This window comes from Pedobacter sp. GSP4 (assembly GCF_051857575.1).
Lineage (GTDB): Bacteria > Bacteroidota > Bacteroidia > Sphingobacteriales > Sphingobacteriaceae > Pedobacter.
In genome coordinates, this window is record NZ_JBPZIR010000010.1 from 136,360 (window position 1) to 155,178 (window position 18,819).

Here is an 18,819-nt window from a genome sequence, read left to right on the forward strand (position 1 = left end):
GTTAAAGTGTAGTTGCCGTTTAAAGCAAGCGTTCCTTTATTGATCGCATAAGTACCAATATTCTCGCCAACAGCTCTGGTCAATGCTCCTGAGAAACTATCGCCCGTTACCAGTGCCGGAGCAAAGGTGTAGGTCAAAGCCGGATCGGCATCGCCATAGGTTTTGCTTTTCGCAGCGGCTGTAACCGTGATGGTTTTTGCACCGATGGTTAAATCTGCACCAACATAAGTTAAAGTGTAGTTGCCGTTTAAAGCCAATGTACCTTTGTTGATGGCATAAGTACCCACATTCTCGCCAACAGCTCTGGCCAATGCTCCTGAGAAACTATCGCCCGTTACCAGTGCCGGAGCAAAGGTGTAGGTTAAAGCCGGATCAGCATCGCCATAGGTTTTGCTTTTAGCAGCGGCTGTAACTGTGATGGTTTTTGCACCGATGGTCAGATCTGCACCAACATAAGTTAAAGTGTAGTTGCCGTTTAAAGCAAGCGTTCCTTTGTTGATCGCATAAGTACCCACATTCTCCCCAACAGCTCTTGTCAATGCTCCTGAGAAACTATCGCCCGTTACCAGTGCCGGAGCAAAAGTATAGGTCAAAGCCGGATCAGCATCGCCATAGGTTTTGCTTTTCGCAGCAGCCGTAACCGTGATGGTTTTTGCACCGATGGTCAGATCTGCACCAACATAAGTTAAGGCATAGTTGCCGTTTAAAGCCAATGTTCCTTTGTTGATGGCATAAGTACCCACATTCTCGCCAACAGCTCTGGTCAATGCTCCTGAGAAACTATCGCCAGTTACCAGTGCCGGAGCAAAAGTGTAGGTTAAAGCCGGATCAGCATCGCCATAGGTTTTGCTTTTCGCAGCGGCTGTAACTGTAATGTTTTTTGCACCGATGGTTAAATCTGCGCCAACGTAAGTTAAGGCATAGTTGCCGTTTAAAGCAAGCGTTCCTTTGTTGATGGCATAAGTACCAATATTCTCGCCAACGGCTCTGGTCAATGCTCCTGTGAAGCTATCGCCAGTTACCAGTGCCGGAGCAGAAGTATAAGTTAAAACTGGGTCAGCATCGCCATAGGTTTTGCTTTTCGCAGCAGCCGTAACCGTGATGTTTTTCGCACCGATGGTCAGATCTGCACCAACATAAGTTAAGGCATAGTTAGCGTTTAAAGCCAATGTACCTTTGTTGATCGCATAAGTACCAATATTCTCCCCAACAGCTCTTGTCAATGCTCCTGAGAAACTATCGCCCGTTACCAGTGCCGGAGCAAAAGTATAGGTCAAAGCCGGATCAGCATCGCCATAGGTTTTGCTTTTCGCAGCAGCCGTAACCGTGATGGTTTTTGCACCGATGGTCAGATCTGCACCAACATAAGTTAAGGCATAGTTGCCGTTTAAAGCCAATGTTCCTTTGTTGATGGCATAAGTACCGATGTTCTCGCCAACAGCTCTGGTCAATGCTCCTGAGAAACTATCGCCAGTTACCAGTGCCGGAGCAAAAGTGTAGGTTAAAGCCGGATCAGCATCGCCATAGGTTTTGCTTTTCGCAGCGGCTGTAACTGTAATGTTTTTTGCACCGATGGTTAAATCTGCGCCAACGTAAGTTAAGGCATAGTTGCCGTTTAAAGCAAGCGTTCCTTTATTGATCGCATAAGTACCAATATTCTCGCCAACGGCTCTGGTCAATGCTCCTGTGAAGCTATCGCCAGTTACCAGTGCCGGAGCAGAAGTATAAGTTAAAACTGGGTCAGCATCGCCATAGGTTTTGCTTTTCGCAGCAGCCGTAACCGTGATGTTTTTCGCACCAATGGTTAAATCTGCGCCAACGTAAGTTAAAGTGTAGTTGCCATTTAAAGCCAATGTACCTTTGTTGATGGCATAAGTACCAATATTCTCGCCAACGGCTCTGGTCAATGCTCCTGAGAAACTATCGCCAGTTACCAGTGCCGGAGCAAAAGTATAGGTTAAAGCAGGATCAGCATCGCCATAGGTTTTGCTTTTAGCAGCGGCCGTAACCGTGATGGTTTTTGCACCGATGGTTAAATCAGCACTGTTAAATGTAATGCTATAGTTTGTGCTTAAAGCAAGTGTACCTTGGTTAATAGCATAGTTACCGATATTTTCGCCCACTGCTCTACTTAATGCACCTGCAAAAGCATCCGTTCCTATAAGTGTACCTGTATAAGTGTAGGTAAGCGCCGGATCGGCGTCTCCATAAGCTTTGCTTTTTGCTTCTGCTGTAACAACAATAGTTCTTGGAGTAATATCTGCAGTGGTTGCCGCTGTAGTATTGCCTAAGCTATAGTTACCAGATGCACCGCCTGTGATGGCGATACCCGTAACATTTACCGTTTTGTTTGTTCCAACAACTGGACTTGTAAATGCTGCTGCTGTATAGCTTTCGGTAAATACATCACCTGCTACACGGTTATCGCTTAGATTTACTGTTGCCGTTGTATTGCCATCGTAAAGCTTATTGATACCAGTTGCGGTAACGTTTAAAGTTTTAGGCGTAATGGATAGGTTAGCAGTGTTGTAAGTTAAACTATAATTACCTGCATTACTTAAAGTCAATGTTCCCTGACTGATTGCATAAGTACCTACGTTGTTACCTGCAGCTCTTGATAATGTTCCTGTGAAGGCATCAGTACCTACTAAAGTGCCGGTGTAGGTATAGGTAAGCGCCGGATCGGCCTCACCATAGATTTTGTTTTTTGCATCGGCCGTTACCACAATAGCCCTGACCGTAATATCTGCGGTTGTTGCAGCAGTAGTATTGCCCAAGGTATAGTTGCCAGATGCACCGCCTGTTATGGTAATACCAGTAACATTTACGGTTTTATTTGTACCTATTGACGGTGTTAAAAATACAGCGCTTGCATAATTTAGAGTGAATATATCTCCTGTTACACGGTTATCGTTTAAGTTTACCGTAGCAGCTGTAGTGCCATCATAAGCCTTATTTATTCCGCTTGCTGTAACCGTTAATGTTTTTGGCGTAATGGCAAAAGTTACACCTGGTGTAAAAGTTAGGCTATAATTACCACTTGCTGCAAGTGTACCTTGTGTAATGGCGTAATTGCCTACATTCTCTCCTGCTGCACGGCTTAAGCTTCCGCTAAAGGTATCAGCAAAAGCCAGACCTGATCCGCCTACCGAATAGGTTAAAGTTGGATTAAGGTTACTATAAACTTTGGATTGACCTGCATTGGCCGTTACCGTTACCGCTCTTTGGGTGATCGCAAATGTTATGCCTGGTGTAAAAGTTAGGCTATAATTACCGCTTGCTGCAAGTGTACCTTGTGTAATGGCGTAATTACCTACATTCTCTCCGGCCGCACGACTTAAGCTTCCGCTAAAGGTATCAGCAAAAGCCAGACCTCCTCCACCAACGGTATAGGTTAAAGTTGGATCTACGTTACCATAAACTTTAGATTGACCTGCATTGGCCGTTACCGTTACCGCTCTTTGGGTGATCGCGAATGTTACGCCTGGTGTAAAAGTTAGGCTATAATTACCACTTGCTGCAAGTGTACCCTGTGTAATGGCATAATTGCTTACATTCTCTCCGGCCGCACGGCTTAAGCTTCCGCTAAAGGTATCAGCAAAAGCCAGACCTCCTCCACCAACGGTATAGGTTAAAGTTGGATCTACGTTACCATAAATTTTGGATTGACCTGCATTGGCCGTTACCGTTACCGCTCTTTGGCTGATAGCGAATGTTATGCCTGGTGTAAAAGTTAGGCTATAATTACCACTTGCTGCAAGTGTACCCTGTGTAATGGCATAATTGGCCACATTCTCTCCTGCTGCACGGCTTAAGCTCCCGCTAAAGGTATCGGCAAAGGCTAAGCCTGCCCCACCCACAGTATAGGTTAAAGTTGGATTAAGGTTACCATAAATTTTGGATTGACCTGCATTGGCCGTTACCGTTACCGCTCTTTGGCTGATAGCGAATGTTATGCCTGGTGTAAAAGTTAGGCTATAATTACCACTTGCTGAAAGTGTACCTTGTGTAATGGCGTAATTGCTTACATTCTCTCCGGCCGCACGGCTTAAGCTTCCAGTAAAGGTATCAGCAAAAGCCAGACCTCCTCCACCAACGGTATAGGTTAAAGTTGGATCTACGTTACCATAAATTTTGGATTGACCTGCATTGGCCGTTACCGTTACCGCTCTTTGGCTGATAGCGAATGTTATGCCTGGTGTAAAAGTTAGGCTATAATTACCACTTGCTGCAAGTGTACCCTGTGTAATGGCATAATTGGCCACATTCTCTCCTGCTGCACGGCTTAAGCTACCGCTAAAGGTATCGGAAAAGGCTAAGCCTGCCCCACCCACAGTATAGGTTAAAGTTGGATCAACATTGCCATAAATTTTGGATTGACCTGCGTTTGCTGTTACCGTAACTGCTCTTTGATTAATGGCAAAGGTTAATCCCGGTGTAAAAGTAACCGCATAATTGCTGCTTAAGGCAAGGCTGCCCTGTGTAATGGCATAATTAGCCACATTCTCTCCTGCCGCGCGGCCTAAGCTTCCGCTAAAGGTATCGGCAAAGGCTAAGCCTGCTCCACCCACAGTATAGGTTAAAGTTGGATCAACATCGCCATAAATTTTGGATTGACCTGCATTAGCCGTTACCGTAACTGCTCTTTGATTAATGGCAAAGGTTACTCCAGGCGTAAAGGTAATAGCGTAATTGCCATTAAGGGCAAGTGTACCCTGTGTAATGGCATAATTGGCCACATTCTCTCCTGCCGCGCGGGCTAAGCTTCCTGTAAAGGTATCAGCAAAGGCTAAACTTCCGGCGCTAAGTGTATAAGTATATGCTGGGTTAATGTTTCCGTAAGTCTTAGATTGACCTGCGTTTGCTGTTACCGTAATTGCTCTTTGATTAATAGCAAAGGTTACTCCCGGCGTAAAGGTAATAGCGTAATTGCCATTAAGGGCAAGTGTACCCTGTGTAATGGCATAATTGGCCACATTCTCTCCTGCCGCGCGGGCTAAGCTTCCTGTAAAGGTATCGGCAAAAGCTAAACTTCCGGCGCTAAGTGTATAAGTATATGTTGGGTTAACGTTTCCGTAAGTTTTTGATTGACCTGCGTTAGCCGTTACTGTAATTGCTCTTTGATTAATGGCAAAAGTTACTGCGGGGGTAAAAGTAACTGCATAATTACTTCCCGCTGATAATGAACCCTGCGTAATGGTATAATTGCCTGCATTCTCTCCAGCTACACGGCTTAAACTTCCTAAAAATGTATCTGGAGAAACCAAGCTTCCTGAACTGACTGCATAGGTTAAAGTTGGATCGACATTACCATAGGTTTTCGATTGACCTGCATTGGCTGTAACCGTAATTGCTCTTTGTGCAACAGAGCTGGTTGGTATGGTTACAATGGGACTGTTAGTTCCTGTACTGGTTAATGTTACGCTTCCGGTAATAGAGGCATTGGCGGCCGCAGTTGCTTTTAACCTTACGTAAATAGTACCAGATACTGTACCAGAACTGCCAATGGTAGCAGATGGTCCGTAAGTAATATCATCCGCACTTACTTCAAAGTTGGCTGTTGATGATGGTGTTGCGGTAATACCCGCTGATAATCCGCTTCCTGAAACCGCGACACTGCTTGATGCAGACGCTGTTCCGTATGTAGTGCTTAAAGCCGAAGGGAAAGTGCTGCCTGCTGTAATATTGGCCGCTGCCGCATATGTTATTGAAAACTGTGTTGCTGCATTATTTCCGTTACCTGCTATATCCTGCGCTGCGTTAGCCCCTACATTAATTGTAACAGCACCATTGGCGCTTGGTGTTGCAGTAAAACTGTAAGTTGTACCACTGCCCGAAAAACTACCCAATGTTGCATTGGTAGCCGTGATACTGCCTAGTGCAAAACCGCTTACACTTTCTGAAAAAGTAGCGGTAAAGGGAATTGGTGAAGTTGCTGTTGAACTTCCAGACGCACCAGCAGAACTGGTGATAGTTAAATTGGGTTTGGTAACATCAACCGTAAAAGTATTGGTATTGCTAATTGCACTAACCGAATTGGTACTCAATTGGGCTGTAGCAGTTAGAGTATGTAAAGCTTGAGTTAAGCTGCTAGGCTGAGTCAAGCTCCATGTTCCACCAGGCTCTGCTGTTGTGGTACCAATAACCACACCATCCACACTAACCGTTACGGTTGCATTGCCTGTAGATGTACCCGTATAAGTTGGTGTAAGGGTATTGTTAGCACTTCCATTTGCCGGCATAATTACCATTGGTGCTGGTAGTGCTCTCCCTACATTCACCGTATAGTTTTTGGTTGTGGTGCCATCCTGTGCCGTAACCACAACACTAATTGGGTTGTTTCCAACACTCAAATTTACGGTAAATGGGCTACCGCTTACTGCCGTAACATTATTTATTTTGATTGTGGCATTTGCCTGGTTTCGGGTTGGTGTAATATTGATACTTGCTGTACCATTGGGAACACTCGCCGAATAAGTTATTCCACTACTTGTAAATGCTGGTGTTAATGTACCAGCCGATAAGGCTAAGCTTAATAATGTGGCATCATTTGATACACTGCTGATCACATTGCCTGTTAATACCGTAAGTTGGTCAGGATTGCCAGGTGCAGATACCCAAGTGCCATTATTAAGCGCCGGAGGATCAGGAAGTGTTGCGGTTGTATTCCAGTAGCCTGCAATAAACGAACCCCCATCGTGAAATTGGATTTCCCAACGGGAATTTACATAAAGTATGCGATACTGGGTGCCGCTTTTTGTAGAATTTCCGGCATAGGTATTACGCCCTGCCGAATTACCTGTTGGCGCAAGTGTAATAGTTTGGGTAGTTGGCGGGAAGCTTTCTTCATAGGTATCCCTAAACTGGATCTGAGCATTTACAGCCAACGCAAGTAATAAAAAAATGGTGGTGGTAAATAAGACACGTAGAGCTTTTTTCATATGTTTTGGATTATAGGTCCTATATCAACTGGCAATCAGAAACAACTATCACAGCTGGTATTTTTATTTTTTGGTTTATAAACGCCACGGCCCTGTTTAATTAAACAAAGCCGTGGTAATAGGTATTTTAATTTCTAGCGGGGAATACACCCTGAAGTGCAATTACATAATTAAGTGCCAGGTAAGGCTGCATCAGGGGCACTGGTAGGCTACTGCCTGCTATACCCACCGTCATTGGGTTCATGGCTACATTGGGAGCAGTTGGCGTATAATCATTGTCGCCCCTCCCTTTATTTGCGAAATAGTTGCCTGTAGGCTCCGATACTGTGCCATTGGCACTTACCGCGCGTACAGCATGCGTATGCATAGGCAGGTTGTTAGCCGATAAAGTAACACTTTCAGCACCAAATTCCTCCCCAATTACCCGCGGTGTTAAGCCCGGACCACTGCCCATACCTACAGGAACAATGCCCTGAAGATTAGGTAGGCCAAAAGTAGTTTTACCATCGCCGCCGTAATTGGTGCCCAAAAGGCTAAATAATGCTGTATATTGACGGATCTGCAGTAACTGTCCGCGGCAGAACGCCCAGCCCGATGGGGCATAGTTTTCTGCTACCAATTTTATTTCTCCTACAAAATTATTGTCCATTTTTAATGTTTTTAAGGTTCTTTTAATTAGTTTCTAGATGGATACATCCCTGTGGTAGCGATGATAAATGTAAGTCCTAAATAAGGCTGCTGAATTGAAAGCGGCGTACTGCCACCAGCTGGTGCTATTGCGCCAGGGGCCATTACCGTATTTACACCAGAATTGGAGTAATCAAGATCAGGAGCAACAGAATCTGCTGCATAATTTCCACTTGGCGCATTCGAGGTGCCCGGTGCATTATTTGCAGCAAACATGTGGTTGTGCATCGGCAACTGGCTCTGCAGCACGGTAACATTCTGTGTACCTGCAACCTGCCCGAGTGTATAATTTGTGCCGCTTACCGGGCTTACGCCATAACCAAGTGATACACGCCCCTGAAGATTTGGCAGGCCAAATGTTGTTGTTCCATTGCCACCATATACAGTGCCAAGCAACGAAAACAATGCCTGGTTCTGTGCAATAGACATTAGTTGCCCATTACATACCGCCCATCCTTTAGGTGCAAAGTTTTGGCTAACAATTTTTATATCTCCTAAATACCATTCCATTTTTTTTCGATTGTTTAAGGTTTATATGTGGTTAGTTTTGTGAAGGCCATACACCGGCCATTGAGATGATGTAGTTTACAACCAATGATGGCTGTACGATATCAAACGGGGCACTCCCTCCCGCAACTGAAATGGATTGGTTACCCAATTGAGCATCTGGCGCAACAGTGCCCAATGCGTAATCAAGATCTCCTGAACCCGTATTGGCAAATGCATTTGTAGCGGGTAAATTTGCATTAGCTTCTGCACTCTGTGCCATTAACGGGTGGGTATGAGACGGCATTTGGTTGGTTGTCATGGTAACACTTTCAACACCTGCTTTTTGACCCAATACCACTGGCGATAAGCCACCGCCAGTACCTACATGTACAGGCACACGCCCGCGTAAATCGGGTAAGGCAAATGTACTCTGCCCATCGCCACCATAGGTGGTGCCTATTAACGCAAACAGCGTTTCGTATTGACTGATAGGTTGAAGTGAACCATCGCATACTTTCCAGTTCAGCGGGGCAAAATTCCCCGCAAAAATCCTGATTTCGCCGATGTAAGGTGAATCTAACATAGTAAGGTTGTTTATGGTTTATAAATTAATTTGTTTCCTGATATTCAAATAGCCCGTTCTCAAATTTCTCTCCGCGCTGTACGCCCATTGCGGCTAATTTTGAACCTGTGATATAACCTTCATTCAGTTTTATGATATTGACGCGGAGTATCTTATCATCCACACACTGTACATATATCCCACTGGCATCTGCATGTACAACTGTTCCGGCTTCAACCCCAGGATCGCCCTGGGCATCAACCGGTGATACTTCCAATACCTTAACCATTTGCTGCTTAAAGGTGGTAAGTGCTCCACCGGCACCCGGGTTGCAGGCATTTACCAATGCTTCTATTTCTTCAGCTGTTTGTAATGCCCAGTTAATGGCCAGCTCGTAGGTGGTAGCCCTCGGAAAATAACTTGCAGCGTGCGCATCAACAGGAAGTTCGGCAATGCCACCTGTGGCTCTTAATTGTTCTACCAATTGAACCATCATGTTAACAGCTACTGCGCTATGTCTCCCGTCAGCTATGCCCCAGGTTTCGCCGGGAATGAATGGTACAACCTGCTGTAGAACTACAGATCCTGTATCAAAATTATCATCAACTTTGTGGATACTCACACCGCCACTAGTCTTTCTATCTACCATCTGTCTGAATAAAGGATCCGGTCCTTTATAGGCAGGCAATAGGCTAAAATGAACATTAAAAAAGCCTAGGGTTGGGAAATCATAAAGTACTTTTGGAATGCGGTAAGAGAAGCTAAACATAATCACTACATCAGGTTTCACGGCTGTAAACAATTCATTTACAGCAACAAGCAATCCTTTCTTATTAACCTTTAAATGCAGAATATTGCGCTGATTACAGAATTCTTCGAGGCCCAAGTGCTGGCCCCGGAGCCGGTTGGTAGATACGACAGCTTTTAACCATCCCTGTACCGAAAAGTAATCTAATACCGGGACTGATAAGACATGGTTTGAGAGTATGATTAATTTCAAGAGAGGTTATTATTTGGATGACGTAAATTTATTTAATTATTTTGTCAACTCCAAATAGGAATATACAAATACTTAAAAATCAGTATAATTTAATATGCCGTTATTTTTAAATTAATAATACTCGAAAATTTTATTTTATTTACGGAATGGTTATTTATTCGAAGGCAAATCTCCCAGTACCCATCAGCGAAATGCAGCACGAGCTCTTAGCGGTTACCCAAAATTGGAAAGCACATTTCAATACTTACCATTATAGTGGCGATTGGACCGTGTTTCCATTGCGGACACCAGATGGTACCGACAGCATTTTTGCTGAACTTGCTGGTGCATCCTGCTTTTTAGACCACCCGAACATGAAGCTTTTTCCATCCATTAAACAGTTTACTGATGGATTGCCATGCGAAATTATGTCGGTAAGATTGCTAAATCTAGCAGCCGGATCTGTTATTAAAGAACACCGGGATGTAGAACTTGCTTTCGAAAAAGGTGAAGCCAGGCTGCACATACCTTTAAAAACCAGCAATCAAGTGGAATTTTATGTAAACAGCGAACGTGTGGTAATGGCCGAAGGCGAGTGCTGGTACATTAATGCCAATCTGCCCCATCGCGTAACCAATAATAGCACTAGCGACAGGATACACCTGGTTATCGATTGTAAGGTTAATGCCTGGCTGCAAGATGTGATATTAACTTCGAACATTATTGCGCATGCACCTGATGAAATGCGCGATCCGGAGCTATTGAAGCAGATGATTGTTTCACTCCGATCTCAAAATACAACCGCCGCCTCACAATTGGCCGATAGCCTGCAACAAGAGTACGATAACTTAATACCAAGCTAAAATGAACACTCTCCACAGTAATATATACAACTGGATACCTTACCAACTGGCAACTAAAGATCATGAACTTACCTGCAGGTGGCTCTATACTGATGGCGCGCATTTTACGGGTCCATTTTTTTCCGAATCGATGGGCAAATGCATGTCGCACCCCTTCAACGCTAGGCCATACAGGCCTTACAGCCATATCAGTGTACTGCCCGAATGGGCTACAGGGATAAACAGCTTAACGCCTACTGCTTTTATTTTTCATGTTTCCAGGTGTGGTTCAACGCTAATCTCCCAGTCTTTATCCCTTAATAAACAGCACATCGTTTTGCCTGAAGCACCCTTTATTGATGAAATGCTGAGGTTTACCAAAAATGACAATTGGCCATCAACATTAAACAGGGAACAGATATTAAAGGCGGTATTTAGTTTATACGGCCAAAACCCTACCGGAGACAAAAAACACCTGTTTATCAAAACAGATAGCTGGCACATCCACTTTATGCCTTTGCTTAGAAAACTATACCCAAACACACCTTTTATTTTATTGTACCGGAAACCCGATGAAATTATCCGGTCGCACCAAAAACTAAGGGGTATGCAAGCTGTACCCGGCGTAGTACCGGATGAATTTTTGGGCATCGAGCCCGGCTCGGTAGCTAATATCAACCTAGACGAACATATTACACGGGTTTTGGAAATATATCTTGACTGTTTTATCCAATGGTCGCAAAATGACCCGCTTGCCCTGTTGGTTAACTATAATGAAGGCATTATGGATATGATGCATAAACTGTGCAACATTACAGGCATAGAATTGGACACTAATGATTGGGAGCAGATCAAGCTGCGCAGTAAGTTTAATGCCAAGCACCCTGAACAGCTGTTCAACGAGCTACAGCCGGATGAACAGATTGCGCCTTACCAGCAAGCGGTTTTTAAACGTTATAACCAATTGGAGCAGCTAAGGGCTTCGCAAGCTGTGCTGCAATAAAATTGAACAGTTTTTGGGCAGCATCTTCAGGGCTTAACAGATGCGTACCGATATACAGATCGGCTTTTAGAGGCTTTTCATAGCTATCATTTACACCGCTCAGGTTATGTAATTTATCGGGATGGTGCTCTGGCAAAAAAGCTTTCCGGTAAAGCCCTTTTGTATCACGTTCTTTTAAAGTATCAAGCGGGCAATCTACCCAAACGGTTTGGGCATTGTATAATTCTTTTAACTCCCGGCGTGCGGCCTCAAAGGGGTTTATAGCAGCAATTAGCGCAATAGTACCTTGTTGAACGTGCTGGTGTGCGAGTTTGCCCAACCGGCGGATATTTTCCAAGCGGTCTGCCTTCGAAAATCCAAGATCACTGCACAGGGTTTTACGGTAAACATCTCCATCTATCACGATGCAGGATAGGCCCATTTCTTTGAGCCGGAAACTTACCATTTCTGACAAAGTTGTTTTGCCAGCGCCAGAAAGGCCGGTGATCTGTAATAAGAGCATTATTTTTTTAAATAAAGGTAGTGTATATTTTCATATGCTATTCATGGAAGATTAATCCTGTCCAATTTCCATACTTAAAATCAGGTGATCTTTAAAAACATATACATGGATTGTTTGTCCGTCAAAAATAACATTCCCTTCTAAATCTTTCACAAGCTGATCTACCAGAACGGCTATCTTTCCGTCGGGGCGTTCTGTAACCGATAGCGGTTCTACTATCGGATTAATTTCGCTCCATTGCCTGGTCCAATATTCCCTAACAGCATCCTGACCGCTAACATAACCACCTTCGAAAGCCTTTGGCCATTTTACATCCGCATGCATTACAGCGAAAACCCCATCAATGTTTCTGATGTTAAACCCATCGTAAGCTTTTTTAATGATTGGCCAATACTGTGATTCCATATTTTTTATCGTTTTGAAGCGGTAAATGTATCTAATTCAGCTAACCCAAAACTAAAAATTAATTTTATATTTGCTTTTATGAACAGAAGAAGCATTATCTCTCCTCCAGCCCCATAGTTCAACCACAATCCGTTGCACATTTTACCGGTTTTATGTTAACCGTTTTCTTTGATGTGCCCAAAAAATCAGTTTTAACACATTATTAATTATAAGATTCATCTTATGAAAAAATCATATCTGCTATTACACATAGCAGTACTACTGGCTGGCTTTACAGGAGTTTTTGGCAAGCTTATATCTTTAAACGAAGGGCTTTTGGTATGGTATAGGGTACTGTTTTCGGCAATTATACTGCTGTTCATCAAGCGTAATTTTCTAAAATCAGCTCCAATCGGCCTGAAAGAGCGCATATCCATCGGAAAAATCGGTTTGCTCATTACCGTTCACTGGGTGTTCTTTTATGCCAGTATCAAATATTCGAACATTTCTATAGGTGTGGTCTGTTATTGTTTAACCAGCCTTTGTACTGCTGTATTTGAACCGTTGATCAATAAAAAACGTTTTTCAATATCGCAGCTCGCTTTGAGTGCATTAACCCTTTTAGGCATAAGCCTCATCTTTCACTTCGATACTTCTTACCGCTTTGGGATCATTTTGGGCGTTATTTCTTCTGCCTTTGCCGCATTGTATACCGTGTTTAACGAAAGGCTGGTGAAACAATATGATAGCATCTCTATCAATTATTACCAGATGCTTGCCGGTACATTGGGCCTGGGCCTGTTTTTACCTCTTTACATGTATTACCTCCCAATTGCATCCCTCGTTCCGAGCCTGCCCGATTTTGGCTATTTATTGTTATTGGCGGGTTTCTGTACCGTTGGCCTTTACATTTTATTTGCCGAAGTGCTTAAAAAATTGCCGGCCTTTACGGTAAACCTCAGTTTTAATCTCGAACCCATTTATGCCATAGTAATGGCCTTTCTGTTTTTTAACGAGGGAAAAGAAGTTAACCTGTATTTTTACATCGGTTGCTGTTTTGTAATTACTTCGGTTATTCTTCAAAGTGTACGCCCCAGCGGCAAAAAACATTAAAAATAAGGAAGGCTGTATCCTAAATTGTGTATTCGCATTTAGGGTACAGCCTCCATTTGGTCGAATTATTTTTACGGTTCAAAAACGACCTTGATAAACCTGGGCCGGTATAGATTGGGATGCTGCTGTAAATCTGTTAAAAAATCGAATGAATTTACATTATAGCTGATCAGCAGCTCGCCCTTTTTGGATAAGCTTGGGTGCGCTTTGGCATTGTAGGTGAAAAATGATTTTAATTCGAGTGCAGGAGAGGTATCGTAGAGCTTAATTACCCGACCAAAAGGCCCATATGGGGATTTACCCAATTGCATGCAGATGTATTTACCGATACCACTTTGCTGAAAGATGAGTGCATACCTCCCATCGGCCAAGCGGGATAGGCTCAACTCGTTCGAAACCTGCTCGGTTATAGCAGCCGATTTTTTAATGTCCGATTGCCAGTTTACCCCATCCCAGTAGGTCCATTTAGCATAATCTTCAAATTCTTTAGGTTTAACCCTGGCAACAAGCAATTTTTTGGCCTGCCCAATGGTTCCGTAAACATAAATATAACCGTCTGGATTTACCTCGCCAGCCTTTTCTGTATTCACAAATATCCCGGCACCAAATGAACCTGTTTCGCCTTTTTCATTGCTCAGGAAAAATGGTGTATCCTGCTGTTCGTAATTAGCGAAGGGCAAAGTCTCGCTGGCCTTAATTTTAATCAGGGTATTGCCCACTTCGGCAAAACCAAATGCCCCGCTGCCCGTGCTTTTTACCCGGTAACCAAAAATAAATGTTGTATTATCCAGCTCTTGGTTTACAAAGCCATCTCCAAGCCAGTAATAATCGTTAGCACCTGTTAAGGGCGTTTTTGGCTCAAATATGGGGTCGGGATGTTGATTATTCGTTTTCCAACTGAAGTGGAGCTTTTGTAAATCTGGCTCATTTCCAACCAAAACAGCGGCCGAATTGTGGATCATTTTAGCATTTGGTTCCATCTTACCTTGGGCCACTTTCCCGATCATGCTATCGCTAAAAATAAACAGTGTTTGTTTTGCCTTTGGTGGCGATGATTCTTTCCCGTTTAATGGGATGGTATAAATGCCATCGCCCCCAAACCAGCCCTCGGTACGGTTAAAAAGATTGCTCCACTCTGGGGCTTCGCTAATTTTAAACTTAATGCTATCGAGCTGCTGTGCCGCTACCTTGGCGTTTTGAAAAACAACCAGGCTAAACAAAAAAATCGATATAATACCTTTCATCGTCCTTATAATTTACCTAAAAACGCCATTTAACTGCTCCTCCTAATCCTTGCGGTTAAATATTTACGGATGGGCTGATCTAAAAAAATCATGATTAAATAGGCCAATCCGAGCAATAAAAATAAAGATAGGATAATAATGATCACCATATTTTGCATAGGTGGTTTTTCTGTTTCCACGTAACTTAAAAAGATCCATAAAAAAGGATAATGGATCATGTACAGCGGATAAGAAATATCGCCAAGAAACCTACAGATTTTATCGTAACGGGCATGTAGCACTGCACCAGCTCCGAGCGCAACCAAAAGAGGGAAATAAAAAACTGCCGTTAACAAATCAATTATCCAGTTCAGTTTATCGCTAAAAGGGACCATAAAAACCGCAGCCAATAATATGCACATGCCTATAAAACCGATACGCGATTTGATGATCCACTGCGAGCGATAAACCAGTATACCAGCCAAAAAAGAATAAAAAATACGGGCAGCGCCACCAAAAAAGTTCTCCCCGCCCCAACCAACGGCCAGGTTTGTGGTCTGGTAAGCCTGATAGCCCAATAGCAAGGCTGCCACAATGCTCAGTGCCCACAGCAGCTTGTTGCTAATTTTATACAGTACAAAAACATAAAAAATATTGGCCATGTACTCCCAAAACAGCGACCAGGTTGGCGGGTTTAAGTGGAAAAGGTTAAAGTAGCGTTCGTGCACCAAAGGATATGGCACCAATAAACTGGATGACAAGAACATCAGCAGGGTATTGCCGAGTCCATATACCTGATAAAGCTGACTAAAAGGATCGAAAATAAAGGTAATAAGGCCAAGCACCGAACCGATTAGCACCAATGGATGCAGGCGGATAAGGCGCGCCTGGATAAACCTGAGCACGCCCATACTGGCTACCCTGTTATCGTATGCATAGGCCATTACAAAGCCCGAAAGGCAGAAGAAAAAATCGACGGCCAGGTAACTGTGGGCAATAAAATTATCTTCATAATCGGGGGTGGCAAATTCCATAAAGTGAAAGATAACCACAGCTATTGCTGCAATGCCGCGTAATCCATCGAGGATTTTAAAATGCTGTTTGGTTTTTAATGTACTTTGATCTACTATTAAGGTATCCATTTGGTTTCTTGTAAACTGGCTCATCTATCCTCAAAAAAACTGCTTTTGAGGGGAGAGCAAAGAAACAGAAGAAATCCCAAATCGCGGTACAGCCACAGATCAACCTTTCTACGTTTTGTCTCAATCTGGGCGGAAATCTTTAAAGTCCTTAATTCTCTGTACGGAGAATGGCCTGGGCATCAGTATCTTCATACTTTACCAACAACGCAGTCAACTCTTTTTTTAACTCTTCAGTAATTTCGGCATAAGCTTTTTTACCGTAAAGATTATGCATTTCATTGCGGTCTTTCTGCAGATCAAAAAGTTCCCACTGATTAACGCGCTTATAAAAACGGATAAGCTTATACCGCTTGGTACTGATCCCAAAATGTGGCGAAACCGCATGTTCGCCATTTTCATAATAGTGATAATAAACAGCCGTTCTACCTGCCTTCTTTACAGATTTAAGTAATGGCAATATAGATTCGCCCTGCATATCCTGTGGCTTTTTTATGCCCGCTGCCTCCAGTACCGTTGGCGCAATATCCAGGTTCAGCACAAAATCGTTTGAGGTAGTTGCAGCAGGGATCACTTTCGGATAACGCATTACCAAAGGTGTTCGGAAAGATGGCTCATACATCCAGCGTTTATCAAACCAGCCATGCTCTCCCAAGTAAAATCCTTGGTCAGACATATAAATAATCAAGGTATTATCTTTCAGGTTATGCGCATCCAGGTAATCGAGTGTCCGGCCTATGTTTCTATCCAATGCGAGTGCCGAGCTTAAATAATCGCGCATGTAACGCTGGTATTTCCACTTAGTTAGTGCTTTTCCTTTGAGCTTTTTAGAAATGAGATCGTTATAAATCGGCTTATAATAAGCATCCATTCTTTTCCGCTGTGCCTCGTTCATCCTTTTAAACGTACTCTCTTTCTCCTCTTCGGCTTCGCCAAACATTTTTAAATCGTAACCCATAACCATGGTTTTGGCAATGGTCATATCCTGTTGGCTGGCAGCCACCCTCGATTGGTATTGATCGAAGAAATTGGCTGGCAACGGAAACTTCACCTGATCAAACTTCCCCAGATCGGCAGTATCGGGCAGCCAGGTGCGGTGTGTGGCCTTATGACCGATAACCAAGCAAAAAGGTTTGCTCTGATCCCTATTATCCAGCCATTTTTCGGCTTCATCTTCAATTACATTGGTTACGTAGCCGTTTAATCTTTTGGTACTGCCATCCATGTTAACAAAATCGGGATTATAGTATGCACCCTGCCCCGGCAGTATCTTCCAGTAATCAAACCCCTGCGGATCGGTTTCCAGATGCCATTTACCAATCCACGAAGTGAGATAGCCCTGAGCCCGCAGTTCTTTGATAAACGAGTTTTGCGCACCATCAAACTTGGAATGTTCATTATCTAAAAAACCATTTTTGTGGCTGTACTTCCCCGTGAGTATTACCGCCCTGCTTGGACCACAGATAGAATTGGTTACATAAGCCTTGTTCAGCGTTGCCCCTTCGCGGGCAATCCTGTCGATATTTGGTGTAGCCATTAATTTTGAGCCGTACGCGCCTATGGCCTGATAAGCATGATCGTCGGAAATGATGATGATGATATTTGGCCTAGTGGCTGGTGGGGCAGTTTTCTGGGCGTATAAAATCCCCGAAAAGCACAGGCCGATCAGCAGCAATAGGCCTATTTTTGATTTTAAGATTGTCATTTCAATTTTCAATAATTCCATTTTAATTGTACCAACAATGGATTAAACTTATTCATTTTAAACTGGATTAATAGCCTAAATTGCTTAATAATTGTGCACAGTACCATTCTTGCCTTGGCAAATGGAAAGGGCCTTTAAAGAGATTGCCTTTTGCGGTTTGCGCCACAGAACCATCACGGTGCAGATAACCAAACCATTCGCCATGCTCTTGATCATGAAATTTACCATAGGCATAACTATGCACCATTTTATGCCAGCGGGCATATTTTTCATCGCCGGTTAAGGTGTAGGCCAGCAATGTGGCTATAATGGTTTCGTTTTGTGGCCACCAAAATTTCATATCCTGCCAATATTCCTGTACAGGTTTACCGTACACATCTTTAAAGTATAAAATTCCACCGTATTGCTCATCCCAACCGCGTGCCCACATGTAATCGAGTATTTTACAGCCCAGTTTAATCAGTTCGGGATCGTTATTGCGGTATTTCGCCTCATGCAGGATAAACCACGCGCCTTCTATGGCATGCCCGGGGTTTAAGGTCCTGCCATCAATATGATCAATTATAGCACCATCGGGCGCCACCTGTTCCATCACACATTCAATATCATCTTTTACAAAATCGCGCTTAATTTCCTCAATCCATTTCAAAATCCACCCATCGCAGCGGTCATCGCCAATGGTTTCTCTCAACTGCTGGGCAGTATTTATCATAATCATAGGCACCCCTATCCCTTTGGATGGACGGGTTGTTGTAAATTTAGCCGGCAACAGGCCAGGGGTTGTGGCATATTCGATGCATTTGCCGAACAGAAAACGCGCCTTTTCGGCCGCAGCCTCGTCTCCACTTGCTTTTGCATATGCAGCATTGGCAATCACGGCAAAGGTTTCGCAAAAAAAGTACCGGCGTTTACGGATGGGTTGCCCATCGCGTGTTACATGGAAGAACATCTGCCCATCGCTATCAAAACAATGTTTATTTAAGAAATCGATACCCGATTTTGCACCATCCAACCATTCTTTTTTTGGCTGAATGGTATTACAGAGTGTAGACAGCAACCAGGCCGCGCGCCCTTGAATCCAGACTGCCTTATCATCATCAATTAAACTGCCGTCCCTATCGCGCATAAACAGGTAACCACCAAATTCTTGATCTATTGACCGTGGAAACCAGAAAGGCACTGTATTCTGAAGCAATTGGTTTTTATAAAAAGCAGCTAAATCCTGCAGTTCTTTAGTAGTGTAACTCATA

At 43.5% G+C, this 18,819-nt stretch carries 14 protein-coding genes; 3 read left to right on the forward strand and 11 right to left on the reverse strand.

The window, feature by feature from the left end; translation table 11 throughout:
- The 5 genes from ACS5PU_RS21235 to ACS5PU_RS21255 all read right to left on the reverse strand — a co-directional run.
- Nucleotides 1-6,941: MBG domain-containing protein (locus ACS5PU_RS21235; protein ID WP_439461176.1), on the reverse strand; the 6,941-nt coding region annotated here is incomplete at its 3' end.
- A gap of 127 nt (nt 6,942-7,068) precedes the next feature.
- Nucleotides 7,069-7,590 carry a phage tail protein gene (locus ACS5PU_RS21240; RefSeq protein WP_439461177.1) on the reverse strand — a complete coding sequence of 174 codons (522 nt, stop codon included), beginning with the start codon at nt 7,588-7,590 and terminating at the stop codon, nt 7,069-7,071.
- A gap of 26 nt (nt 7,591-7,616) precedes the next feature.
- Nucleotides 7,617-8,138 carry a phage tail protein gene (locus ACS5PU_RS21245; protein WP_439461178.1) on the reverse strand — a complete coding sequence of 174 codons (522 nt, stop codon included), beginning with the start codon at nt 8,136-8,138 and terminating at the stop codon, nt 7,617-7,619.
- A 31-nt stretch (nt 8,139-8,169) separates the two neighbouring features.
- Nucleotides 8,170-8,700, reverse strand: a complete 531-nt coding sequence (locus ACS5PU_RS21250) for a phage tail protein (protein WP_439461179.1) — start codon at nt 8,698-8,700, stop codon at nt 8,170-8,172.
- 25 nt (nt 8,701-8,725) lie between these two features.
- The gene (locus ACS5PU_RS21255; RefSeq protein WP_439461180.1) at nt 8,726-9,679 is read right to left on the reverse strand and encodes a methionyl-tRNA formyltransferase; all 954 of its coding nucleotides are present in this window, start codon (nt 9,677-9,679) and stop codon (nt 8,726-8,728) included.
- Nucleotides 9,680-9,870: 191 nt separating this feature from the next.
- On the opposite strand from ACS5PU_RS21255, the gene ACS5PU_RS21260 reads away from it, so the two are divergent.
- Both ACS5PU_RS21260 and ACS5PU_RS21265 read left to right on the forward strand, forming a co-directional pair.
- On the forward strand, nt 9,871-10,521 hold the full coding sequence (locus ACS5PU_RS21260; RefSeq protein ID WP_439461181.1) for an aspartyl/asparaginyl beta-hydroxylase domain-containing protein: 651 nt from the start codon (nt 9,871-9,873) through the stop codon (nt 10,519-10,521).
- A gap of 1 nt (nt 10,522) precedes the next feature.
- Nucleotides 10,523-11,503 carry a sulfotransferase gene (locus tag ACS5PU_RS21265; protein WP_439461182.1) on the forward strand — a complete coding sequence of 327 codons (981 nt, stop codon included), beginning with the start codon at nt 10,523-10,525 and terminating at the stop codon, nt 11,501-11,503.
- Here the strand turns inward: ACS5PU_RS21265 and cysC are convergent.
- Nucleotides 11,448-12,005 carry an adenylyl-sulfate kinase gene (cysC, locus tag ACS5PU_RS21270; protein ID WP_439461183.1) on the reverse strand — a complete coding sequence of 186 codons (558 nt, stop codon included), beginning with the start codon at nt 12,003-12,005 and terminating at the stop codon, nt 11,448-11,450. The genes ACS5PU_RS21265 and cysC overlap by 56 nt on opposite strands.
- A gap of 51 nt (nt 12,006-12,056) precedes the next feature.
- The gene (locus tag ACS5PU_RS21275; RefSeq protein WP_439461184.1) at nt 12,057-12,410 is read right to left on the reverse strand and encodes a nuclear transport factor 2 family protein; all 354 of its coding nucleotides are present in this window, start codon (nt 12,408-12,410) and stop codon (nt 12,057-12,059) included.
- A gap of 222 nt (nt 12,411-12,632) precedes the next feature.
- Here ACS5PU_RS21275 and ACS5PU_RS21280 point away from each other — a divergent pair, with 222 nt between their 5' ends.
- Nucleotides 12,633-13,502 (forward strand): DMT family transporter, encoded by an 870-nt coding sequence (locus tag ACS5PU_RS21280; RefSeq protein WP_439461185.1) that lies wholly within the window; start codon nt 12,633-12,635, stop codon nt 13,500-13,502.
- A 71-nt stretch (nt 13,503-13,573) separates the two neighbouring features.
- Here the strand turns inward: ACS5PU_RS21280 and ACS5PU_RS21285 are convergent, their stop codons facing one another.
- The 4 genes from ACS5PU_RS21285 to ACS5PU_RS21300 form a co-directional block, all read right to left on the reverse strand.
- Nucleotides 13,574-14,746 carry a DUF4185 domain-containing protein gene (locus tag ACS5PU_RS21285; protein WP_439461186.1) on the reverse strand — a complete coding sequence of 391 codons (1,173 nt, stop codon included), beginning with the start codon at nt 14,744-14,746 and terminating at the stop codon, nt 13,574-13,576.
- A gap of 29 nt (nt 14,747-14,775) precedes the next feature.
- A complete protein-coding gene (locus tag ACS5PU_RS21290; protein ID WP_439461187.1) occupies nt 14,776-15,867 on the reverse strand; it encodes an acyltransferase family protein in 1,092 nt (363 codons plus the stop codon).
- A gap of 148 nt (nt 15,868-16,015) precedes the next feature.
- Entirely contained in the window at nt 16,016-17,590 is a 1,575-nt protein-coding gene (locus ACS5PU_RS21295) for a sulfatase family protein (protein WP_439461188.1), read from the reverse strand.
- A 46-nt stretch (nt 17,591-17,636) separates the two neighbouring features.
- Nucleotides 17,637-18,818: an AGE family epimerase/isomerase gene (locus ACS5PU_RS21300; RefSeq protein WP_439461189.1), complete on the reverse strand. Its 1,182-nt coding sequence runs from the start codon at nt 18,816-18,818 to the stop codon at nt 17,637-17,639.
- Nucleotide 18,819 lies beyond the last annotated feature (1 nt).